Origin of the sequence: Pseudohongiella acticola (assembly GCF_001758195.1) — a bacterium.
In the GTDB taxonomy this organism is placed as follows: Bacteria; Pseudomonadota; Gammaproteobacteria; order Pseudomonadales; family Pseudohongiellaceae; genus Pseudohongiella; species Pseudohongiella acticola.
The window spans coordinates 2,588,874-2,608,621 of the sequence record NZ_MASR01000001.1 but is presented as its reverse complement, the minus strand read 5'-3'; the positions used below and the strand labels follow the sequence as shown (position 1 = coordinate 2,608,621).

18 protein-coding genes are annotated in these 19,748 nt (G+C 57.4%); 4 read left to right on the top strand and 14 right to left on the bottom strand.

Translation table 11 applies throughout. The features are described from left to right. Nucleotides 1-8: 8 nt before the first annotated feature. The 3 genes from bioD to bioB are packed head-to-tail and all read right to left on the bottom strand — an operon-like array spanning nt 9 to nt 3,011. Complete coding sequence (gene bioD, locus PHACT_RS11315; protein ID WP_070117866.1) at nt 9-713, bottom strand: dethiobiotin synthase; 705 nt, start codon at nt 711-713, stop codon at nt 9-11. Further along, entirely contained in the window at nt 700-1,956 is a 1,257-nt protein-coding gene (gene bioF / locus PHACT_RS11310; RefSeq protein ID WP_070117865.1) for an 8-amino-7-oxononanoate synthase, read from the bottom strand. The genes bioD and bioF overlap by 14 nt, the downstream gene beginning before the upstream one ends. Further along, nucleotides 1,956-3,011 carry a biotin synthase BioB gene (bioB, locus tag PHACT_RS11305; protein ID WP_070118386.1) on the bottom strand — a complete coding sequence of 352 codons (1,056 nt, stop codon included), beginning with the start codon at nt 3,009-3,011 and terminating at the stop codon, nt 1,956-1,958. The genes bioF and bioB overlap by 1 nt, the downstream gene beginning before the upstream one ends. Nucleotides 3,012-3,307: 296 nt before the next feature. Here bioB and PHACT_RS16250 point away from each other — a divergent pair, with 296 nt between their 5' ends. Continuing rightward, on the top strand, nt 3,308-4,081 hold the full coding sequence (locus PHACT_RS16250; RefSeq protein WP_139141514.1) for a ComF family protein: 774 nt from the start codon (nt 3,308-3,310) through the stop codon (nt 4,079-4,081). Nucleotides 4,082-4,087: 6 nt separating this feature from the next. Further along, complete coding sequence (bioA, locus tag PHACT_RS11295; RefSeq protein WP_083264532.1) at nt 4,088-5,416, top strand: adenosylmethionine--8-amino-7-oxononanoate transaminase; 1,329 nt, start codon at nt 4,088-4,090, stop codon at nt 5,414-5,416. 29 nt (nt 5,417-5,445) lie between these two features. Here bioA and PHACT_RS11290 read toward each other — a convergent pair whose 3' ends face one another. From PHACT_RS11290 to pilM, 9 genes are all read right to left on the bottom strand, one after another. Further along, nucleotides 5,446-6,450 (bottom strand): hypothetical protein, encoded by a 1,005-nt coding sequence (locus PHACT_RS11290; protein ID WP_070117863.1) that lies wholly within the window; start codon nt 6,448-6,450, stop codon nt 5,446-5,448. 216 nt (nt 6,451-6,666) lie between these two features. Next, complete coding sequence (folK, locus tag PHACT_RS11285) at nt 6,667-7,176, bottom strand: 2-amino-4-hydroxy-6-hydroxymethyldihydropteridine diphosphokinase (protein ID WP_070117862.1); 510 nt, start codon at nt 7,174-7,176, stop codon at nt 6,667-6,669. Then, the gene (hemE, locus tag PHACT_RS11280; RefSeq protein ID WP_070117861.1) at nt 7,148-8,212 is read right to left on the bottom strand and encodes a uroporphyrinogen decarboxylase; all 1,065 of its coding nucleotides are present in this window, start codon (nt 8,210-8,212) and stop codon (nt 7,148-7,150) included. The genes folK and hemE overlap by 29 nt, the downstream gene beginning before the upstream one ends. 94 nt (nt 8,213-8,306) lie before the next feature. Next, nucleotides 8,307-9,404, bottom strand: coding sequence for a 3-dehydroquinate synthase (gene aroB, locus PHACT_RS11275; protein ID WP_070117860.1), 1,098 nt, complete (start codon nt 9,402-9,404; stop codon nt 8,307-8,309). Between the two features lie 63 nt (nt 9,405-9,467). Beyond that, nucleotides 9,468-10,010 (bottom strand): shikimate kinase AroK, encoded by a 543-nt coding sequence (gene aroK / locus PHACT_RS11270; protein WP_070117859.1) that lies wholly within the window; start codon nt 10,008-10,010, stop codon nt 9,468-9,470. Between the two features lie 117 nt (nt 10,011-10,127). Next, a complete protein-coding gene (locus tag PHACT_RS11265) occupies nt 10,128-11,492 on the bottom strand; it encodes a type IV pilus secretin PilQ (RefSeq protein WP_070117858.1) in 1,365 nt (454 codons plus the stop codon). Beyond that, nucleotides 11,489-12,223 (bottom strand): hypothetical protein, encoded by a 735-nt coding sequence (locus tag PHACT_RS11260; RefSeq protein WP_139141513.1) that lies wholly within the window; start codon nt 12,221-12,223, stop codon nt 11,489-11,491. The genes PHACT_RS11265 and PHACT_RS11260 overlap by 4 nt, the downstream gene beginning before the upstream one ends. A gap of 122 nt (nt 12,224-12,345) precedes the next feature. Further along, on the bottom strand, nt 12,346-12,972 hold the full coding sequence (locus tag PHACT_RS11255) for a PilN domain-containing protein (protein ID WP_070117856.1): 627 nt from the start codon (nt 12,970-12,972) through the stop codon (nt 12,346-12,348). Next, nucleotides 12,969-13,919, bottom strand: a complete 951-nt coding sequence (pilM, locus tag PHACT_RS11250; protein WP_070117855.1) for a type IV pilus biogenesis protein PilM — start codon at nt 13,917-13,919, stop codon at nt 12,969-12,971. Before pilM ends, PHACT_RS11255 begins: the two co-directional genes overlap by 4 nt. Nucleotides 13,920-14,077: 158 nt before the next feature. On the opposite strand from pilM, the gene PHACT_RS11245 reads away from it, so the two are divergent. Beyond that, nucleotides 14,078-16,525 (top strand): penicillin-binding protein 1A, encoded by a 2,448-nt coding sequence (locus PHACT_RS11245; protein WP_070118375.1) that lies wholly within the window; start codon nt 14,078-14,080, stop codon nt 16,523-16,525. Nucleotides 16,526-16,673: 148 nt separating this feature from the next. On the opposite strand, the gene rpmE is transcribed toward PHACT_RS11245, so the two are convergent. Next, entirely contained in the window at nt 16,674-16,886 is a 213-nt protein-coding gene (rpmE, locus tag PHACT_RS11240; protein WP_070117854.1) for a 50S ribosomal protein L31, read from the bottom strand. Nucleotides 16,887-17,038: 152 nt separating this feature from the next. After that, complete coding sequence (locus PHACT_RS11235; RefSeq protein ID WP_070117853.1) at nt 17,039-17,359, bottom strand: chorismate mutase; 321 nt, start codon at nt 17,357-17,359, stop codon at nt 17,039-17,041. Between the two features lie 222 nt (nt 17,360-17,581). Here PHACT_RS11235 and PHACT_RS11230 point away from each other — a divergent pair, with 222 nt between their 5' ends. Further along, the gene (locus PHACT_RS11230; RefSeq protein ID WP_083264529.1) at nt 17,582-19,732 is read left to right on the top strand and encodes a primosomal protein N'; all 2,151 of its coding nucleotides are present in this window, start codon (nt 17,582-17,584) and stop codon (nt 19,730-19,732) included. Nucleotides 19,733-19,748: the final 16 nt, after the last annotated feature.

Below are 19,748 nucleotides of genomic sequence, written 5' to 3'. Positions count from 1 at the left end.
AACGTCAACTATACGCTTGTTGCCAATAACTGGCCTAAATCCAATTGCGAGGCGCAGTCGTCGGGCGATTCTGCCGGAGCCCAAGGCAATTCGCCGAGGCAGGGTGCAGGCAGCACATCAAGCAGCGTGGCCAGATTATCGTGCGCCGCGGGCATATCCGCACTGAGGTGATTCGCTACCCACCCGGCCAATGGCAAACCATCGCGCAGAATGGCTTCGGCAGTCAGAATGGCATGGTTGATACATCCCAGCTTGAGACCGACCACCAGAATCACCGGCATGTTCAGCGCAGCGGGCAATCCGGACAGAAATTCACGGGAGTTCAGCGGCACACGCCAGCCGCCGGCGCCTTCCACGACCGTGACATCGGCGCGCTGCATCAACACACCTCGGGCAAAGCCCACCAGTCGATCCAACTGGAGCGTGCGCCCTTCACTGGCGGCCGCCAGATGCGGCGCGATGGCCTGACGCAGGGCAACCGGATTTATCTGCTCGTAGCTCAGCGGCAACGTGCAATATTGCGCCAGCAACAGCGCGTCTTCATTGCGCAGTCCGGCTTCGTGCATGTCACAACCGGAGGCAACCGGCTTGAGTGCAGCGGTCGACAGCCCTGCGTTTCGGGCCGCTGCCAGCAGGGACGCCGCCACCCGGGTCTTGCCAACCTCAGTATCGGTGCCGGTGACAAAAAACGCACGCGGTCTAGCCTTTTCCATCCTTACCCCCTCCATCCAGGCACCTCGCCCGGCGGGCCCTGTATTGTTCGTCAATGGCGCCCAGTGCGCGAATCAGCAAATCAAATTGTTCATCGCTATGGGCTGCGCTCAGCGTGATGCGCAATCGCGCTTCACCCCGGGGTACGGTCGGCGGCCGAATAGCGGACACCTGCAACCCATGATCACGCATAACGGCGCTTGCCGCCAGCGTCTCATCAATATCACCCAGCACCACCGCCTGCACCGCGGAGTGTGAATCCAGTACCGGCAGCGCCATGGCGCTGGTGGCCTGCCGGAATCTGGTGATTAATGCCTGCAGACGCTGCCGACGCCAGCTCTCAGTCTGACTGACCTGCAGACTGGCCAATGTTGCCAGCGCCAATGCCGGTGGCATTGCCGTGGTGAAAACATAGCTGCGGGTGAACTGTTCCAGATACGCTATCAACGCCGCATCGCCGGCAACAAAAGCACCCGCCGTGCCCAGGGCCTTGCCAAAGGTACCCACCAGCACTGGCAGCGCCTGCGACAAAACAATGCCGCCGTGCTCCGGGAACAATTCGATTACACCGCGCCCGGTAGCGCCCAGGCAGGCAAACCCATGAGCGTCGTCAACCATCAGGCCAGCGCCGTATCGTGACGCCAGCGCTGTCAGCTCGGGCAGCGGCGCCACATCACCATCCATGCTGAAAACACCGTCACTGACAACCAGACAATGTTCATGCTGATGTTGCACCAGCAAGTCTTGCAGACTGCTCATATCATTGTGGCGGTATCGAATGGAGCGGGCCCGGCTTAGCCAGCCTCCGTCCAGCAGAGAGGCGTGGTTCAGGGCATCCTGCAGTACAACACCACCCTGGCCCATCAGTGCGTTGATCACGCCGACATTGGCCATATACCCTGTAGAAAACAGCAGCGCCCGCTCGCGTCCGGTGTGTTCGGCCAGGGCCTGTTCCAGCGCGTGATGCGCTGCGCAATGCCCGGTCACCAGATGAGAACCGCCGCTGCCGACACCATAGCGCGAAGCGCCCTCCTGCAGTGCCGCTATTACCGACGGGTGGTTGGCCAGACCCAGATAGTCGTTGCTGCAGAACGAGATCAGGTCATCATCCGCAAAACGCTGTACCGGCTGACAGGGGCCCTCGCGCAGCAGCTTGTTTCGTACCAGTCCCTGGCGATCATGTTGCTCCAGACGATGGCGCAGGCGCTGCATAAACGCCGGATTTGTAGCGTCAGTTGCCAGCATTACATGGCGGCGTAAAAGCGGGTGTCTTTGTCCTGCACCTGCTGTGGCGCTGACTCGTCGGCGCCGAACTGCTCAGGCCCTGACTCCCGATGATGTCTCGTCTCCGGGCGCAATCCAAGTCGCGCCAACAGCGCCAGGTCAGCACTTTCCTGTGGTAGTGGTGTGGTGAGCAGTTTCTCACCATAAAAAATGGAGTTGGCGCCAGCGAAAAAACACAGTGCCTGCACCTGATCATTCATCGCCTGGCGCCCTGCTGACAGACGAACGTATGACGCTGGCATCATTATTCTGGCAACGGCGATGGTACGGACAAAATCGAATGGATCCAGGTCATCCACATTATCCAGTGGTGTACCGGCGACCTTGACCAGATTATTGATCGGTACACTGTCCGGGTGTGCCGGCATGTTCGCCAATTGTTGCAACAGACCATATCGATCAGCGGCGTTTTCACCCATACCGACAATACCACCACTACAGACTTTCATGCCGGCATCGCGGACATGCCCGAGGGTATCCAGACGCTCCTGGTAGGTCCGGGTGGTGATTATTTCGCCGTAATATTCCGGCGAGGTATCCAGATTGTGATTGTAATAATCCAGCCCGGCTTCCGCCAGCGCCTGTGCCTGCCCGTCAGTCAGCGCCCCCAGCGTCATGCAGGTTTCCAGACCCAGCGCGCGAACCTCGCGAACCATGTCCAGCACAAAAGGAAAGTCCCGGTCGGATGGGTGTTTCCATGCTGCGCCCATGCAGAAACGGGCAGCACCATTGTCACGGGCAACCCTGGCCTGTTCGACAACCTTTGCCACCGCCAGTAACTTTTCTTTTGCCAGCCCGGTGTTGTAGTGACCGCTTTGCGGACAGTACTTGCAGTCCTCCGGACAGGCCCCGGTTTTGATGGACAGCAATGTACTCATTTGCACCTGATTGGGATCAAAATTTGCACGATGCACGGATTGCGCCTGAAACAGTAGATCCATGAAAGGTTGTTCGAACAGCGCCTGAACTTCTTGTCGTGTCCAGTCATGGCGGATGCCCGCAGCGGTTTGATTCATGTTGTGTTCCCGGTATTGATCGGACAGCGCGAGCGCGACCCGGTGGCTATAATAAGTAGGCAAGTAAATGAACAGACACAAAAACAGAGAGGGCATTTACAGAGAAGGCATTACCTCCTGCAATGGCGAATGCACGCCTGTCCGATGGTTGTGGTCTGACTTGCGGCCTATTCTAATTCCACCCAAGGCATTGTCAACTTTTTGCAATCAATTAAGTTGACGACATGCCGCGACAATAGTGAACACAAGCAGTAACCAAATACAGTTACTGCGAACAACTACCACAATCCCACGCCATGAAATGGAAGAATCTCACCAATCGGGTGCTGGCTACCCCCTGTCTTTTATGCCTGACCGCTCCCGCCCGGCAACGTGGTTTCTGCCAGGACTGCGAAGACGAGCTGCCATGGCAACCACCCGGCTGCCATACCTGCGGTGTTGCACTGACCGACACCGTAACAACACAACCCAGCCCTGCCTGGTCTTCAGGAGATTCAGATGCGACCGTTCATTTGTGCCTTCGCTGCCGTCAGACACAACCGGCTTTCAGTCGCTGCCTTTGCACATTTGCCTACGAAGCCCCGGTGTCCAGCATGATTCGTCGATTCAAGGACAGGGGCGGCTTTCCTGAATTCCGTGCGCTGTCAAACTGCTTCATTGCACATTTTCTGCAGCATTATCGGGACAGCGAAACGGTCTGGCCGGACATTCTGCTACCGGTACCGCTGCATCCTTCCCGGCTCAGGGCGCGGGGTTTCAACCAGGCTTTGCTACTGGCGCGGCGACTGTCCCGGCACACAGGAATACCGGTGTTGGCGCATAGCTGCCAGCGTCGGTCCGGCACGGCACAGCGTGGCCTGGATGCGCAGGCAAGGCTGCACAACATGCAGGGCGTATTCAGCGTACGCACCGGCACCGCGTTGACACCCGGGATGCGTCTTGCAATCATTGACGATGTGGTAACCACGTCAGCAACAACGCAGGCAATGGCCGCTGTCATGCACAGCACCGCTGCCGCCAGAATCGATGTGTGGGCGCTGGCCCGCAGCAATCATCAACCGGAATCCTGACCCAACATGACAACTCCCGACCTGCCCCCCATGTCCGCTGCTGAGCAGGCTCAGCTGGCACAATTTGATCATGCACACCTGATCCACCCCTACACGTCCATGACCGAGCCGTCACCCGTATTTCTGGTGCAAAGCGCCAGCGGCTGCGAACTGCACCTGGCCAATGGCCAGACACTGATTGATGGCATGAGCTCATGGTGGGCCGCGGTGCATGGCTACAACCACCCGGTGCTTAACGCTGCGATTCACCGTCAGCTTCAGCATATGTCGCACGTCATGTTTGGCGGCCTGACCCACGAACCTGCAATTCGCCTGGCCCAACAATTGCTCGCCATCTGCCCGAAACCCCTGCAGAAGGTATTCTTCAGTGACTCTGGTTCCGTTGCCGTTGAAGTTGCCATAAAAATGGCCATTCAATTCTGGCAGGCACAGGGCAAACCACAGAAATGTCGTCTGCTGAGTTTGCGCAGGGCCTACCATGGTGACACATTTGCCGCGATGTCGACCTGTGATCCGGTAACCGGCATGCATTCGCTGTTCGAGAATAACCTGACCCGTCAGTTCTTCGCCGATGCACCGCGCAGTCGCTTTCACGAGCCCTGGGACGACACCGATATTAGCTCGCTGCGGGCGATAGTGAGCACACACCACGAAAGCATTGCCGCCGTTATTCTGGAGCCGGTGGTCCAGGGCGCGGGCGGCATGTTTTTCTATTCGCCGCAGTATGTGCGCGAGGCTCGAAAACTGTGCGATGAATTTGGCCTGCTATTGATCGCAGATGAAATCGCAACGGGTTTTGGCCGCACGGGCAAGCTGTTTGCCTGCGAACATGCCGGCATAAGCCCTGACATCATGTGCGTTGGCAAGGCGCTTACCGGCGGCTACATGACGCTGGCGGCAACGCTGACCACTGAGCATGTTGCCGCTACCATTTCGCAAAACGGCGGCAGCTTCATGCATGGACCAACCTTTATGGCTAACCCACTGGCCTGTGCCGTCGCCGGCGCCAGTCTGGAGCTGCTGCTAAGCAGCCAGTGGCAGGAAAATGTTGCCCGCATTGAACAACAGTTACAGGCAGAGTTGGCTGTGTGCCGGGATTCCTCGAGCGTCGCTGATGTCAGAGTGCTGGGCGCAATTGGCGTTGTCGAACTCAAACAGCCGGTCGATATGACAAGCATTCAGCCGCGCTTCGTGGAACTCGGAGCATGGATTCGCCCCTTCGGAAAACTGGTTTATATCATGCCACCGTACATCATCACGACGCAGCAGCTGTCGACGCTATGCACAGCTGTCGCCACCGTGATGCAGGAATTAGATGCAGGAATTAGAGGATAGTCAGAACCAAGAGGCGGGGCGGAACAAAATCAGAACTGATACTTGATGGTACCGTAAGCCATTCGATTCGGGGTATTGGGCATGCGGGCGGTCGCCGGATTGATGGCCGGGGTCAGCTGCCGGCGATCAAACTGGCTGCGCAGACCTACCGATATCGAGGCATTACCCTGCTTGCCTGCTTTTACGTTGTAACCGTAGCTTAGATCCAATGTTGCAATTTCACCCATCAATTCATTGAGCTGCTCAATGTTCAGCGTGTCGTTACTCAGCATGCCAAAGGTTTCCAGCCCATCTACATAACTGGTAACAGCGGTCGCCGTGTGATTGCCAATCTGCCAGGTGAACGTCAGGCTGCTCTGCAATTCCGGCGCCATGCCTGAACCCAGCCCGAACCCTGAAGCAGTCTTCTCGGCCGACGTCAGTCTGGCGGGTTCAAGCGACACATCCGACGGGCTGGTGTTGTATACATACGTGGTATTAGTACTGACAATGAACTGCCCGAAACGAGGCGATTGCCAGATGTAGGAGGCACTGAGATCCAGCTCCTGAGGCACGGCAGGACTGCCGTCCAGAAAGTTCTGTTCCCGCCCGAAGTCAAGGGAATGTAATACATCATCGGCGGAGCTGAGTGCAGGGAAGGCCTCCAGCAACAGATCCGGGACGACTATGTCATCCGACCGCCCCATTTGTCCTGGCAGCGCTATTTGTCCCAGCTGTCCTATTTGCCTAACTTGATCTACTTGATCGACTTGTGCTATCTGACCTGGTTGTCCTGCTTGCCGTATCTGCCCGCTTTGGCCCGCTTCGCCCATTTCACCCCGGACGTTTTCGTTGACCGGCTCGGCATCGGATGAATCCTGTCTGTTAAGCCCAAACCATTGCCCCACACTGCTGGATATGGCGCGAGCGGCACTGCTAAACATACCCGTCTCAGCCCGGTCATTGACCGACTCCTGAGCGATAGCCGATGGCATGGTAACCAGAGTGCTCAGGGCCAACAAAGCGCTGATAATGTATGGGCGGGCTGGTTTCATAGCGTTGTCATGTCGCTCTTGTATTGCTTCCGTGTTGTTATGATAAAGGCCACCACGCATTTACTGACTTTTACCCAGATCAGTATCAGGTTCAGTCAGCAGTCCCAGTTTGCAGGGTCAGTCCTGTTAACGGGCACAGTCTGCTTAGCGAACGCAGTCTTTTCAGCGGGTCTTCACCTATTCCAGCATTTTAGTATACATACTTAAAAGCCAGTATCAAGAGGCTGGCAACTCAAATGAGGGCCAGATCACAGCCAACGGTTTCAGAACAAAATCCCGCTGCGCAGCGCGCGGGTGCGGCAACGTCAATTCAGATGATTTACACCGATGCTGGCCATAACAGATCAGGTCCAGGTCGAGCACCCGGGGCTCATTTATCTGGCCCGTACGGGCACGTCCGAAATACGTTTCAATCGCCTGTAGCGTCCGCAAAAACTGCAACGGACTCGTCTCTTTGCCGGGATCAAGCACCGCAACCGCATTAAAAAACTCAGGTGATTCCGGCGGGCAGTCAATCGGCGCAGTCTGGACAATCGGAGACAGTACGACGGGCCAGACGCTAAGCGCTGTCAGTTTATCAGCAGCCTGCTCAAGCGTGGCACGCGGCGAGCCGAACCGCGACGGCAGATTGGCGCCAAGCGACACAATCGCCAGGCGCTCAGCACTGAGGCCGCCACCACTGTGGCGCGCAATCAGTTCAGCGGTGGTACTGAGCTGAGAGCTCATGAACCGCATCAACAAAGGCCGTCACGTTGTCCGGATCCACGCCGGGGGTAATGCCGTGCCCCAGATTGAACACATGGCCATTGCCATCGCCGTAAGAGGCCAGAATCCGGTCCACTTCCGCGCGTATGGCCGCTGGCGACGAATACAGAATAGTGGGATCCATGTTGCCCTGCAGCGACACTTTGTCGCCGATCATGGCGCGTGCGCGGCCCATTTCCATGGTCCAGTCCAGACCTACGCAGTGACAACCACTGTCTGCAATCTGGTCCAGCCACAGGCCGCCATTTTTGGTAAACACAATAACCGGGACCTTGCGGCCATCAGCTTCTTTGGTGAGGCCGGCAATAATTTTTTTCATGTAGTTCAGCGAAAACGCCTGATAGGCACCTGTCGACAGAATCCCACCCCAGGTATCAAAAATCTGCACGGCCTGTGCGCCGGCGGCTATCTGAGCATTAAGGTAAGCCGTGACCGTCTGCGCCAGCTTTTCCAGCAATTGATGCATCAGTTCCGGGTGGTTATACATGAACTCTTTGGCATGACGGAAATCTTTACTGCCACTGCCCTCAATCATGTAGGTGGCCAGTGTCCAGGGGCTGCCAGAGAAACCGATCAGCGGTACCGAGCCATTAAGTTCACGGCGAATCAACGATACAGCATCAGTAACATAAGAAAGATCGCGGGCGATATCCGGTATCGGTAATTGCTCGACGTCCTGCTCGGTGCGCACGGTTTTACGAAAACGCGGACCTTCACCTTCGGAAAAGTACAGCCCCAGCCCCATGGCATCGGGTATGGTCAGGATATCGGAAAACAGGATAGCCGCATCCATGGGATAACGACGCAGCGGCTGCAGAGTAACTTCACAGGCCATTTCCGGCGCCTGACACAGGCTCATGAAATCACCTGCAACTTTGCGGGTAGCACGGTATTCCGGTAAATACCGGCCTGCCTGACGCATCATCCACACCGGGGTCACATCCACGGACTGCCCGGTCAGTGCTCGTAAAAATCTGTCATTCTTCAGCGGTGCCACAGGCAACTCCTTTCAATATTGAGGCGGTATTTTACACGTAAACTGCTGTCGGGTGTCGGTCTGGATGTGCCAGTGCGTGATCACTGGTGAGTATTTAGCGACACAGGCGGTCGCCGGCACTCAGGGTCTGCCGCAACAGGTCCGGATCAATGTCCGACTCAACCACCGCATCGCCCAGACCACGCAGTAAAATGAAACGGACTTTGCCAGCCTGAACCTTTTTATCGACTGACATCAACGACATAAACTGATCAGCCGTCATCTCTGGCGGTGGGCACACAGGCAGACCGGCGCGCGCCACCAGGTCACGGGCACGCGAGGCATCATCGGCACTGATCCATCCCAGTCGCCATGACAGGTCAGCCGCCATGACCATGCCGGTGGCCACGGCTTCGCCATGCAACCAGTTGCCGTACCCCATGGCCGCTTCAATGGCGTGACCAAAGGTGTGCCCCAGATTCAATAGTGCACGCATGCCGCCTTCGCGCTCATCAGCAGCGACGATGCGCGCTTTCTCGTCACAACAGATTTTCACGGCCTGCGCCAGCAGATCCGCGTCGCCAGCCAGCAGCGCATCGATGTGCTGCTCCAGCCAGAGCAGAAAATCATGGTTGCCTAGCAGGCCGTATTTGATGACTTCAGCCAGGCCGGCCTGCAGTTCACGTACCGGCAATGTCGACAGCACCGTTATGTCTGCAAGCACACAGCGAGGCTGGTAAAACGCCCCGATCATGTTTTTACCCAGCGGGTGATTGACGCCGGTCTTGCCCCCGACAGACGAATCCACTTGAGACAGCAATGTTGTTGGCACCTGAATAAAATCAACACCACGCTGGTAGGTTGCCGCTGCGAAGCCAGTTATATCACCGGTAACGCCACCACCCAGGGCAATCAGCGTGGTGCTGCGCTCGTGACGTTTGCTCAATAGCTCATCATAGATCAGCTGCAGCGTCGACAGCGTTTTGGTGTGCTCGCCATCAGGCAGAACCAGAACATCAACCTGGCGATCGCTGGCATCGGCCAATGTCGCTTGCAGGGCGTCCAGGTGCAGAGGCGCCACGACCTCGTTGGTCACCACCAACACCCGACCACCTCTAATATAGGGGCTCAGGATTCCGGGCTGCGACAGCAAACCGGGGCCTATGAAGATGGGGTAGCTGCGCTCGCCCAGATCAACATCAACATTCATCATGCAATTAATTTCCGCTTTGGGTTCAGGTAACAGAGCGCCACCGCGCCGACAACCATGCCAGCGTCAGGTTTCGGGTAATTCCGGGGCTTCGTAGTCACTCAAACGACGCAATATCTCGGTGACAACGGTGCGCGGCCCCCGCCGACTGGTATCCACCGTGATATGCGCCGTTTGTGTGTACAAAGGTTCACGTATTTTCATCAATTCGCGTATTCGGGACAAGGGGTCAGCCGTCTGCAGCAGAGGCCGGTTACGGTCCTTGCTGGTGCGCTCGAACTGCTGCGCGATAGATGCCTTCAGGTAAACCACGGTACCGCGGCTATTGAGATTATCACGACTGTGGGACGACAGGATTGCCCCGCCTCCGGTTGCCAGTACGATGCCGTCGCGCTGAGTCAGCGTGTCAATCATGCGCTCTTCGCGTACGCGAAAACCCGCCTCGCCTTCGACATCGAATATCCAGGGGATGTCGGCACCCGTCAGTGCTTCAATCTCCCGGTCCGAATCGAAAAACGGCCTGTCCAATGCCGCAGCCAGCATCCGCCCGATCGTGCTTTTGCCAACCCCCATGGGGCCGATCAGGTAAAGATTGGCGCTTTCTTGCATAGCGGTCAGGTGTCCTTGGCAGGCAGGTTGCAAATTCAAGGGCGCAATCTAACCCGTCTGCGCCGGAAAACTCAAGTAAAAAGCGGCATCACACCGCTATCAGTAACCTGACCGTTATTATGGCGAAACAATTTGCGGCGTAATGAAAATTAGCAATTCCGTACGCCTGGCTGCCTGTTGAGAACGCCTGAACAGCCAGCCCAGCACGGGCACATCACCCAGCAATGGCGTGCGAACCTCCTCCCGGGTCTGTTCGTCGCGAAAGATCCCGCCGAGCACCAGCGTGTCACCATTGTCGACCAGCACCTGTGTAGTGACAGTATTGGTATTGATGGCGGGCACATCGCCACTGCCCGATGCCACCGAATCCTGACGAATACCAAGCTTCATGATGATGCGCCCATCTGGCGTAATAAGTGGCGTCACATCCAGCGACAGCACCGCATCAACAAACTCGGTGATCGATCCACCTGCGGTACCGCCCGCCTGGGCCTGATAGGGGATGCGCACGCCAGAGCGAATGCTGGCCGGAACATTGTCCTGAGTCGTGACGCGTGGCCGTGCAATCAGCTCCGCCTGTCCGGAGTTCTCCAGTGCAGACAGTTCCAGCTCCAGCATCAGTCGCCGACGCAATACACCGGCCGCGATAGTGCTGGCTTGCCGATGGTCAGCAAGCACGGTGACACCCTCAACAAACTCACTGACAGGATCATCACTCGCAATCGCACCTGAGGGCGCTGTCGCGGCGGTATGACTGAACGCGCCCCAGCGCGCACCCAGTTGTCGTCCGATCTCGGTAGACGCACTGACAATACGGGTTTCAATAAGAACCTGACGGACCGGCACATCCAGCTCACGCAGCAAGGCTTTGACATCAAGCAATCGTGCCTCGGTGTCGCGCACGATCAAGGTGTTGGTGCGCGCATCCATGCTGGCGGAACCACGTTCCGACAACAATCCCCCTGCCGAATCGCCTTCGCCTGTCACCAGCGCAAGCATGATTTCAACCGAGGCGTAGTTGATCTGCAGATATTCTGTCTGCATGGTCGCCGTCGCCTCTCGCAGTCGCCTTGCTTCATTATCAAGCGCCAGCAATACGGCAGGTGGTGCGACATGCAACAGATTCGCCCGCAGCCGCATATCAAGATTTCTGCCCTGCAACATTGCCTTCAGCGCCTGCTGTGGGTCAGCGTCAGCGATCCGAAAGCTGGTTGTGCCCTTGACCGCATCGTCCAGCAGCAGCTCATAGCCCAGTTCCTGCGCAAGAATCTGCAAGGCCGTGCGCAGCTCCAGGTCGTCAAACTCGACGCTGATCGGCGTGGCCTCTGCGCTCGTTCTTTTTTGCTGGGCGGAGGCTTGATTGTCGACCCGGACGTTTGCCGCCACTGGCATTTCAGCCGCGAGTGACAGCACCGGCATCAACAAACAAATTCCGGATACCAGCGACAGCGACATCAATCGGCCGGCACAACGTCTATTCATGGTGCACCCTCCGATTTCCTGCCAGTATGGCGTCTGGTCTGCCCGTGGGTGTCACGCAGCACCTCCAGATAGCGATTACCGCGCTGAATAAATGCAATTCGCTGCCAGCCGGCACTGACAACCGCTTCCCGCTGATCCACCACTGCAGTGTCGACTGCCTTCATTGCGTTGTTGTCGAGGTCCGGTGGAAGTGCATTCACTGACTTCGTGAGCAGCCCTTTAGCAGTATTCTGAAGGTTGTCATCGCTATCGCTGTCCACCAGCAGTAACAAAATCATCCTGGCCGTAGACGCCGTCAGCGTCCAGTCGAGCCGTTTGGTGGCAAGCGCGAATGGCAGGTTCTTGATATCGGACAGGAATAACATCAATTGCGCGGGATCGGCCGTTACCTGGAGATCAATTTCAAACGCCTGCAGAGATTCCTGCCGCCACACTCTGCTGGGGCTGAGCACGGACACCGAAATATCGCGTGCCGCCGCGATGCCATCAAGGTGATCAAGCACAACCGGCATGGGATGCGCAGGCAGCAGATGGCTATGCAGACCTGCACACAGTGGACATCGACTCACCGCACTGAGGTTTCTGGCCGAGGTCATGGCAAGCTGCCTGACCAGCGCTGCACGCTCATTGACCAGATCAGCCGAACCGGCTTGTGCCGCGCGCCATGAAGCAGTCAGACCCGGCAACAACACCAGGCCACTGAGCAGCATTACCAAGAGCATGGCACCCATACACACCACCGCATAAACCGCAGTCGGCCAATAACCGCAGGCAGATACAAACCGCAGTTCCGACCAGTCAAAATCTCGCAGATCAAGCGCAAGTCGACCGATTATTCCGGTTAACCCCCGCCTCACGGAACAGCCCCGGGAGCCCCGGTTTCGAATCCGGCGGCGCTAAGTCTCACGATAATACGGTAGCGATAGATTTGCGCTGATGCCTGGTCCTGGGTCTGGGTCTGGGTCTGGGTCTGTCGCTCAAGCAACTGCAACAATTGCAACTCGGCGCGCGCTGCATCTTCTCGCAGTTCCAGCAAATACCGCCACCGTTCTACTTGCAGAGCGGACCCGGCAGTGCCCTGCAATTCGACAGTCGACAAGGTGTATTGCAACTCATCCAGTCGGACACCATCCGGCATGCTGGTCGTCAAGCCGGGCAGCAGACGGGCCTGTTGAATGCGCGCAGCGTGCAACTGTCTGGCTCGCGCATTGATTGTTTGTCGCTGTTGATGCTGAGCAAACACGGTTTTCTCGGCACCGATGCGTTGCTGCAACGCTGTCATGCCGGCGCCTACCCTGGCGTTTCGCTGTGCCTGACCAGAGACAAGGCCTGACCCCAGCGCTGCAGCGCCAGCAACCGCAATCAACGTGATGGTCATCAGACCTGTCAAACTGGCCACAAATAGCCGGCAACGACGCATTTGTCTGGCGTCGCGCCACGGCATCAGATTGATCCAGGGAAAGTCGTGTATGGCCATCATGCCACTCTCATCGCCAGGGCACAGGCCAGCGACAATTGCGGCGCCACCGCGCGCCACTGCCCGGGATCAATGCGGGCATGTGCAATTACTTCCGACGGTGGCTGCGACAGACTGACCGGGCTGCCACTGGCAGAGGCGATACTCTGCGCCAGCCCCGGACATGCCGCCAGACCTCCCACCAGAGTAATCTCAGCCCGACCCTTGCACGCAGTCGACATCAGAAAAAGCTGAATCGCCCGCCGAACCTCCTGCGCCAGCGCTGCTAAATCATCTCCTCCGATCGACGCATCAGCCTCGGACACCGAGACAGGTGTCGATGCATGTGATCGGCTATATACCAGACAACCGTTGTCATAGGCATGCAAACGAAAGCCTTCTGCCCCCAGATCCAGCAAAATCTGCGGTGCAGGCAACGCCATCAGGTTTGCCGCCCGGCACAACGCCAGCGCGTCCAGATCCAGTGTAACGGGCCGGATGCCCAGGCCCATTAACAGGTCCATTCGCTCTACGATCCGTTCGCGCCGGCACGCTACCAGCATCACGGGCTGACCCGCTTCATTGCCTTGCGGTAATCGGCAAAAATCCAGGCAGGCCTGCTCCAATGGAAATGGCAGATATTGTTCAGCCTCGAGCGCTACCCGGTTTTCAATCTCCTGTTGGGTCAACCCGGAGTCGAGTCTGACAACGCGGGTCATCGCTTCAGTGCCGTCAAGTGCCATTGCCGCAAGCCGGGCTTTCTTTGGCAGTGGCCACAACGTCGATGGCTGCGGCAACTGTGCCAAAGCAGCTTTCAGTGATGCGCGCAGGTCGACACCATCAAGACGACCGCCGTCATTGGCTGCATTCTGCAGTGGCTGCACTGCGTAGGCCTGAAGGCACCACGCCCGCCTGCGCCTGCGCATCAAAGCAAGTTTGATTGCAGCCGTGCCAATATCGATTCCCAGCATGATTGCCCTCCGTGGCAGTCTCCATGCTGTTTTTAGCGGTTTTCTATCGACTTTGCTGGGATTTATCACAGGAAATTCGGGTCAAGGCGGTATATACTAAATTGGCGCCGGATTATGCCGATTCATGGTCATTCGATCTCACCGCACGGACTGCCTGTATGATAAAGACCCTAAAAATTCTGTTCTGGTTTGGCATATTCTGCCTGAGTGGCATTTTCATGGTGGCTTCTGCAGCCTACCTGTATCTGTCCCCGCAATTGCCCTCAGCTGAAAGTTACCGCGAAGTGCAGCTGGAAACGCCACTGCGCATCCTCACCGCTGACCACAAACTCATTGAGGAGATAGGCGTACGGCGCGACCCCATTACCTATGAGGAAATTCCGCCGCTGATGATTCAGGCTGTCATCGCCAGCGAAGACTCGCGCTTCTATTCTCACCCAGGCGTGGATTTCCGTGGTCTGGTCCGTGGCTTTTATGGTTTTCTGCGCGGTGTCAATCTGGGCGGCGGCAGCACCATCACCATGCAGCTGGCCAACAATATCTCCTTTGACAGCGACAATGTGTACGCACGAAAACTCAAGGAGATACCGTTTGCTCTGCGGATACAGCAGGAGCTGAGCAAAGCGGAAATCCTCACGCTGTATCTGAACCTGGTCTACTTTGGTCAGGGTGCAGACGGTATCAGCGCGGCCGCCGCGGTTTACTACGACAAAAGCGTGGACGAAATGACGCTGGGCGAATTCGCCACCATGGTCTCATTGCTGCCCTGTCCGTCAGTCTGCAATCCAGTAACGGATGCGCGGCGCGCCGAAGGCCGCCGCAATGTTGTCATCAATAAAATGCTGGCGCAGGGCATGATCGATCGCAGTCAGCATGCTGCCGCCATTGCGGAACCGGTCGCAGCGCAGCGTCACCAGCGCAATATTGAAGTCAACGCTCCCTATATTGCTGAAATGGTCAGACAGGAATTGTTCGACCTGTATGGTGATGACATCTACCGACTGGGCATTGAGGTCGTCACCAGCATCGACAGCAAGATGCAGGCGGCCGCAACCAATGCGCTGCGCAACGGCCTGGAAAACTACTACGATCGCCGTCACGGCTACCGTGGTCCCGAAGCCAAACTGCCGGTTGCTGGTGTTGACCCGCGTGCACGTTGGCTGCAGGAGCTCAGCGTGACCCCGACCTATGGCAATCACCAGCCAGCCGTTGTCACTCAGGTTAATGCGCGCAGCCTCAATGTTGTGTTCCGTGATGGCAGCGAGCACACCATTGAATGGTCGGGGCTGGAATGGGCACGGCCGTTTATCGGTCGCGACAATGCTTGGCCTCCGCCCGAGCAGGCCAGTGATGTCGCCGAGGTGGGCGACCTGATTCGCGTTCGTCGCAGCGGCGGCGAGTTGCAACTGGGGCAGGTACCGGAAATCCAGGGTGCGCTGGTATCAGTGTCCCCCGATAATGGCGATATTCTGGCACTGGTAGGCGGTTATGACTTTCAGTACAGTCAGGTCAACCGGGCGCTGGCATCGCGCCCGCCGGGCTCGGGTTTCAAGGCTTTTCTGTACGGTGCCGCGATCGAGGATGGCTTCAGTCCGGCGACGTTGATCAACGACGCACCGTTTGCCCGTGGCGAATACCGACCTCAGAATTTTGAACGCAACTTTGTCGGTCCAATCACCTTGCGCAATGCCTTCAAGGACTCACGCAACGTTCCGGCAGTGCGCCTGTATGATCAGTTAGGCACCGCCAAGCTGTTCGACTTTGCCGCTCGTTTTGGCTTCAACACCGACACCTTTCCACGCAATGATCTGACGCTTGCGCTTGGCAGTCAGGACGTAAAACCGATTGAAATGGCCAGAGGGTTCGCGATGATTGCCAATGGTGGCTACCGAATCGAACCCACCTTTATTAAAACCATATCAACGCTTGATGGTGTGGTTTTCCGTGCGCGCCAGCCTACTGTCTGCGAGGACTGCAACCCGGAACAGGCCACCTCGGCAACATCAAACCAGGTGACGGGAGCGACCACACTCCTGGAAGGAGAAGGTGATATCGACATCCAGGAACGCGAACCGCTGCCCGATCAGGTGCCGGCGCCGTTGCTTGCCGAACCCGTCACCGACCCGCGTGTTGCCTATATCATGAACACCATGCTGCGCACCGTTGTCGAAGCAGGCAGTGGACGCCGTGTATCCCGTGAATTTGAGCGCCGCGACCTGATGGGCAAAACCGGTACCACCAATGGCCCGGCTGAACTCTGGTTTACCGGTTTCAACCGGGATATCGCAACCAGCGTGTTTGTCGGTTTTGATCAGCCGGAAGCACTGGGTGAGTCAGAACAGGGGGCGACGGTCGCCGTACCGATTTGGATAGATTTTATGAAAACCGCTCTGGCTGGCACTCCGGAGAATGTCATGCCGCGGCCAAACGGCCTGGTGGACCGTCTGATTGACCGGGACAGCGGCCAGATTGCCCGCCCCGGTGATGCCAATACCCTGTTCGAGGTCTTCATGGTCGAGACAGCACCGGCCAATGACAGTCGCCGGGCAACCGATTCCCCCAGCCGCAGCAACAATGAGAGCCTGTCGACAGAGATCATCTTTTAGGCAGCAACATCATGGCGGTTGGCGCTACACAAAAAAATGGCCTTGCCGCAGTTTGCTGACAAGGCCATTTTTTAATCTGCTCCGGAACTCTGGCGTTACGGTTCAGACTGTTTTTTGGTTCAGACTGTTCTTCGGTTCAGACTGAGGATTACTTCAGTGAACGGTTGCCAAAACGCTTGTTGAAGCGATCGATACGACCGGCACTGTCCATGATCTTCTGTTTGCCAGTGTAGAAAGGATGGCACTGCGCACATACGTCAACCAGAATGTCTTTACCAATGGTTGAACGGGTTTCGATCACATTGCCACAACTACAGGTAGCTTTGATGGCCTGGTAGTTTGGGTGAATATCGGCTCTCATGGTATTACCTCATATTTAACTGGCATCGCCACCAGAGCACTCAGCCCGAAAACGGGGCTGCCAGCGCTTTGGCACCATACCTGAGTCAGTGACTGCGGACAGGAATTTGTGCCGCAAGACCTTGGAAAAAGGGGCGCCATTGTAGCAGAGAATCAGCCGGACGCAAGAGACCGTGCGATTTCAGCCTTGATGCGCTCATGATTACTGACAGTTTCACGCATAATCTGAGCCAGGATATCAGCCATCATGTCGGGATTTAACTCGTGCCGGACACAGGCATCGCGGATTTCCAACAGCTTTTGCGCTTCCCGCTTGGGGTCAAAAGACTCCAGCCGGGCACGGGCTTTGATCTCACCTACCTTGCTGGTCAGGGCAAAGCGGTTGGCCAGTAGCAGCACCAGACTCTGGTCTAGCCGGTCTATCTGCTTTCTCAACTCAAGCAGTTCACTGCTGGGCTCTTGGCTGCTGCTCATTCACACTCCGTGATTGTTTTCTTGTTCTGTTGGTTCCGCCGGTTAGACCTGCTGCACCAGGCTTGGTAACAGTATAATGGAAGCCAGCCCAGTCTAAAACCAGTTATACTTGAGCCGCATGCTCAAGCCGGTTTTAATGTGCCGACGCGTCACAACATCCATCATAATATCCATTCATCTTTGCGTGCCGACCAAACCGCACACGCCCGGAACCCCGTTTACATGTCAGCCAGACCCGCCAGCGCAGGAGAGCCCTTCGGCCCGAAAGAGTCCTTCAGCCCGAAAGAGCCTTTCAGCCCAGAAGAGCCTTTCAGCCCAAAAGAGCCAGTCCGCATTTTGCGTGTCGCGGTCCCGTCACCCCTGCGGCGCAGTTTCGACTATACGCTGCCCACAGACAGCACCACGGCGCCCGACTCACTGCAACCGGGTATCCGGGTTCGCGTCCCGTTTGGCAATCGCGAGCTGACCGGCATTCTGCTGGAAGTCAGCGATACCACCAGCGTCAATCTCAACAAACTGAAGCCCGCCATCGAAATCCTCGACCAGACTTCGCTGATTCCCGCTCACCTGCTGTCGCTCTGGTTATGGGCGGCCCGCTACTATCAACACCCGGTAGGCGATGCCCTGCACACCTTGCTGCCTACCGGCCTGCGCGGCAAGGCACAGGCCAACATTAAAAAACGCAAAAACGATGCGGTGCTCGACGACGCGGCTGAGGCCGATCATCCGGACCGCGAAGATGAACTGACCAGCGAGCAGCAACAGGCCCGCAACGACATCTGCGCCATGAGCGACCAGTTTCAGTGTTTTCTGCTCGACGGTGTCACCGGAAGCGGCAAGACCGAAATCTACCTGCAGGTCATTAACGACACCCTGAGCCACAACCGACAGGTACTGGTGCTGGTGCCGGAAATCAGTCTGACGCCGCAGACGCTGGCCCGATTCCGCCAGCGCTTTGTCGACAGAAGCATTGCCGTGATGCATTCCGGCCTGACGCCACGCCAGCGTCTGAACGCCTGGTTGTTGGCGGCAAAGGGGGATGCCGACATTGTCATCGGCACCCGCTCGGCCATCTTCACACCATTGGCACGGCCGGGCCTGATCGTCATAGACGAAGAACACGACAGCTCTTTCAAACAACAGGACGGGTTCCGATATTCGGCCCGCGACCTGGGTGTCATGCGCGCGCAACGCGAATCCATTCCCATTGTGCTGGGCTCCGCCACACCCAGCCTGGAAAGCCTGCACAATGCCCTGAGCGGCCGCTACCAGCACCTGCGCCTGACCCGACGCCCCGGCAATGCCCGGTTGCCGGTCACCCGCCTGCTTGACACCGCCCAGCAGACACTGGAAGAAGGTTTCTCGTCTGAGCTGATACAGTCGATCAGGCAACATATCGACAAAGGCAATCAGGCCCTGGTGTTTATCAATCGCAGAGGATTCGCCCCGGTACTGCAGTGCAGGGATTGCGGCTGGACAGCAGAGTGCCTCCACTGCGATGCCCGCATGACACTGCACCGCACGCCGGCCCACCTGCGCTGCCATCACTGCGAGCGACGGCAACCAGTTCACACACATTGTCCCGAGTGCCAGGGTAAATCCATGCTTGCAGTTGGCATTGGCACTGAACGCAGTGAGGCTCTGTTGCAGAGACACTTCCCGGACACCCGCGTGATTCGTGTCGACCGGGATGCAACCAGTCGCAAGAACGACCTGAATGACCTGCTCGCAGAGATCAACCAGGGCGACCCCTGCATTCTTGTCGGCACTCAGATGCTGGCCAAAGGCCACCACTTTCCGGCCGTCACTCTGGTAGCGGTGCTGGACGCCGACAGTGGCCTGTTCAGCGCCGATTTCCGGGGCCAGGAGTTTATGGCACAGCTCCTGGTGCAGGTTTCCGGACGCGCAGGTCGCTCGGACGACGCTGGAAAAGTGGGCGAGGTACTTATTCAGACACGACACAGTACACATCAATCGCTGCAGACACTGATCAATCAGGGGTATCATGCGCTGGCAGAGCAACTGCTGAGCGAGCGCAGACTTGCGGCCATGCCGCCGTTTGCAGCAATGGCCTTGCTCCGCGCCGAAGCAATGAATGCAGCGGCGCCCGCACAATTTCTGCACACGGCGCGCCTGCAGGCCGAGCAGTTGCTGACCCAGATGCCAGACGGGCATCAGGTGCAGATAAGTGGGCCATTGCCGGCACCGATGGAGAAACGGGCCAATCGTTATCGTCAGCAATTGATTCTTCGCAGCACGCATCGCGCCAACCTGCAGAACCTGCTCTCGGTGCTGTGTCAGCAACTGGAACAGATGAGCACCCAGCGCAGCGTGCGCTGGTCAGTCGATGTTGATCCACAGGATATGATATAAGCCGATTGACCAGGAC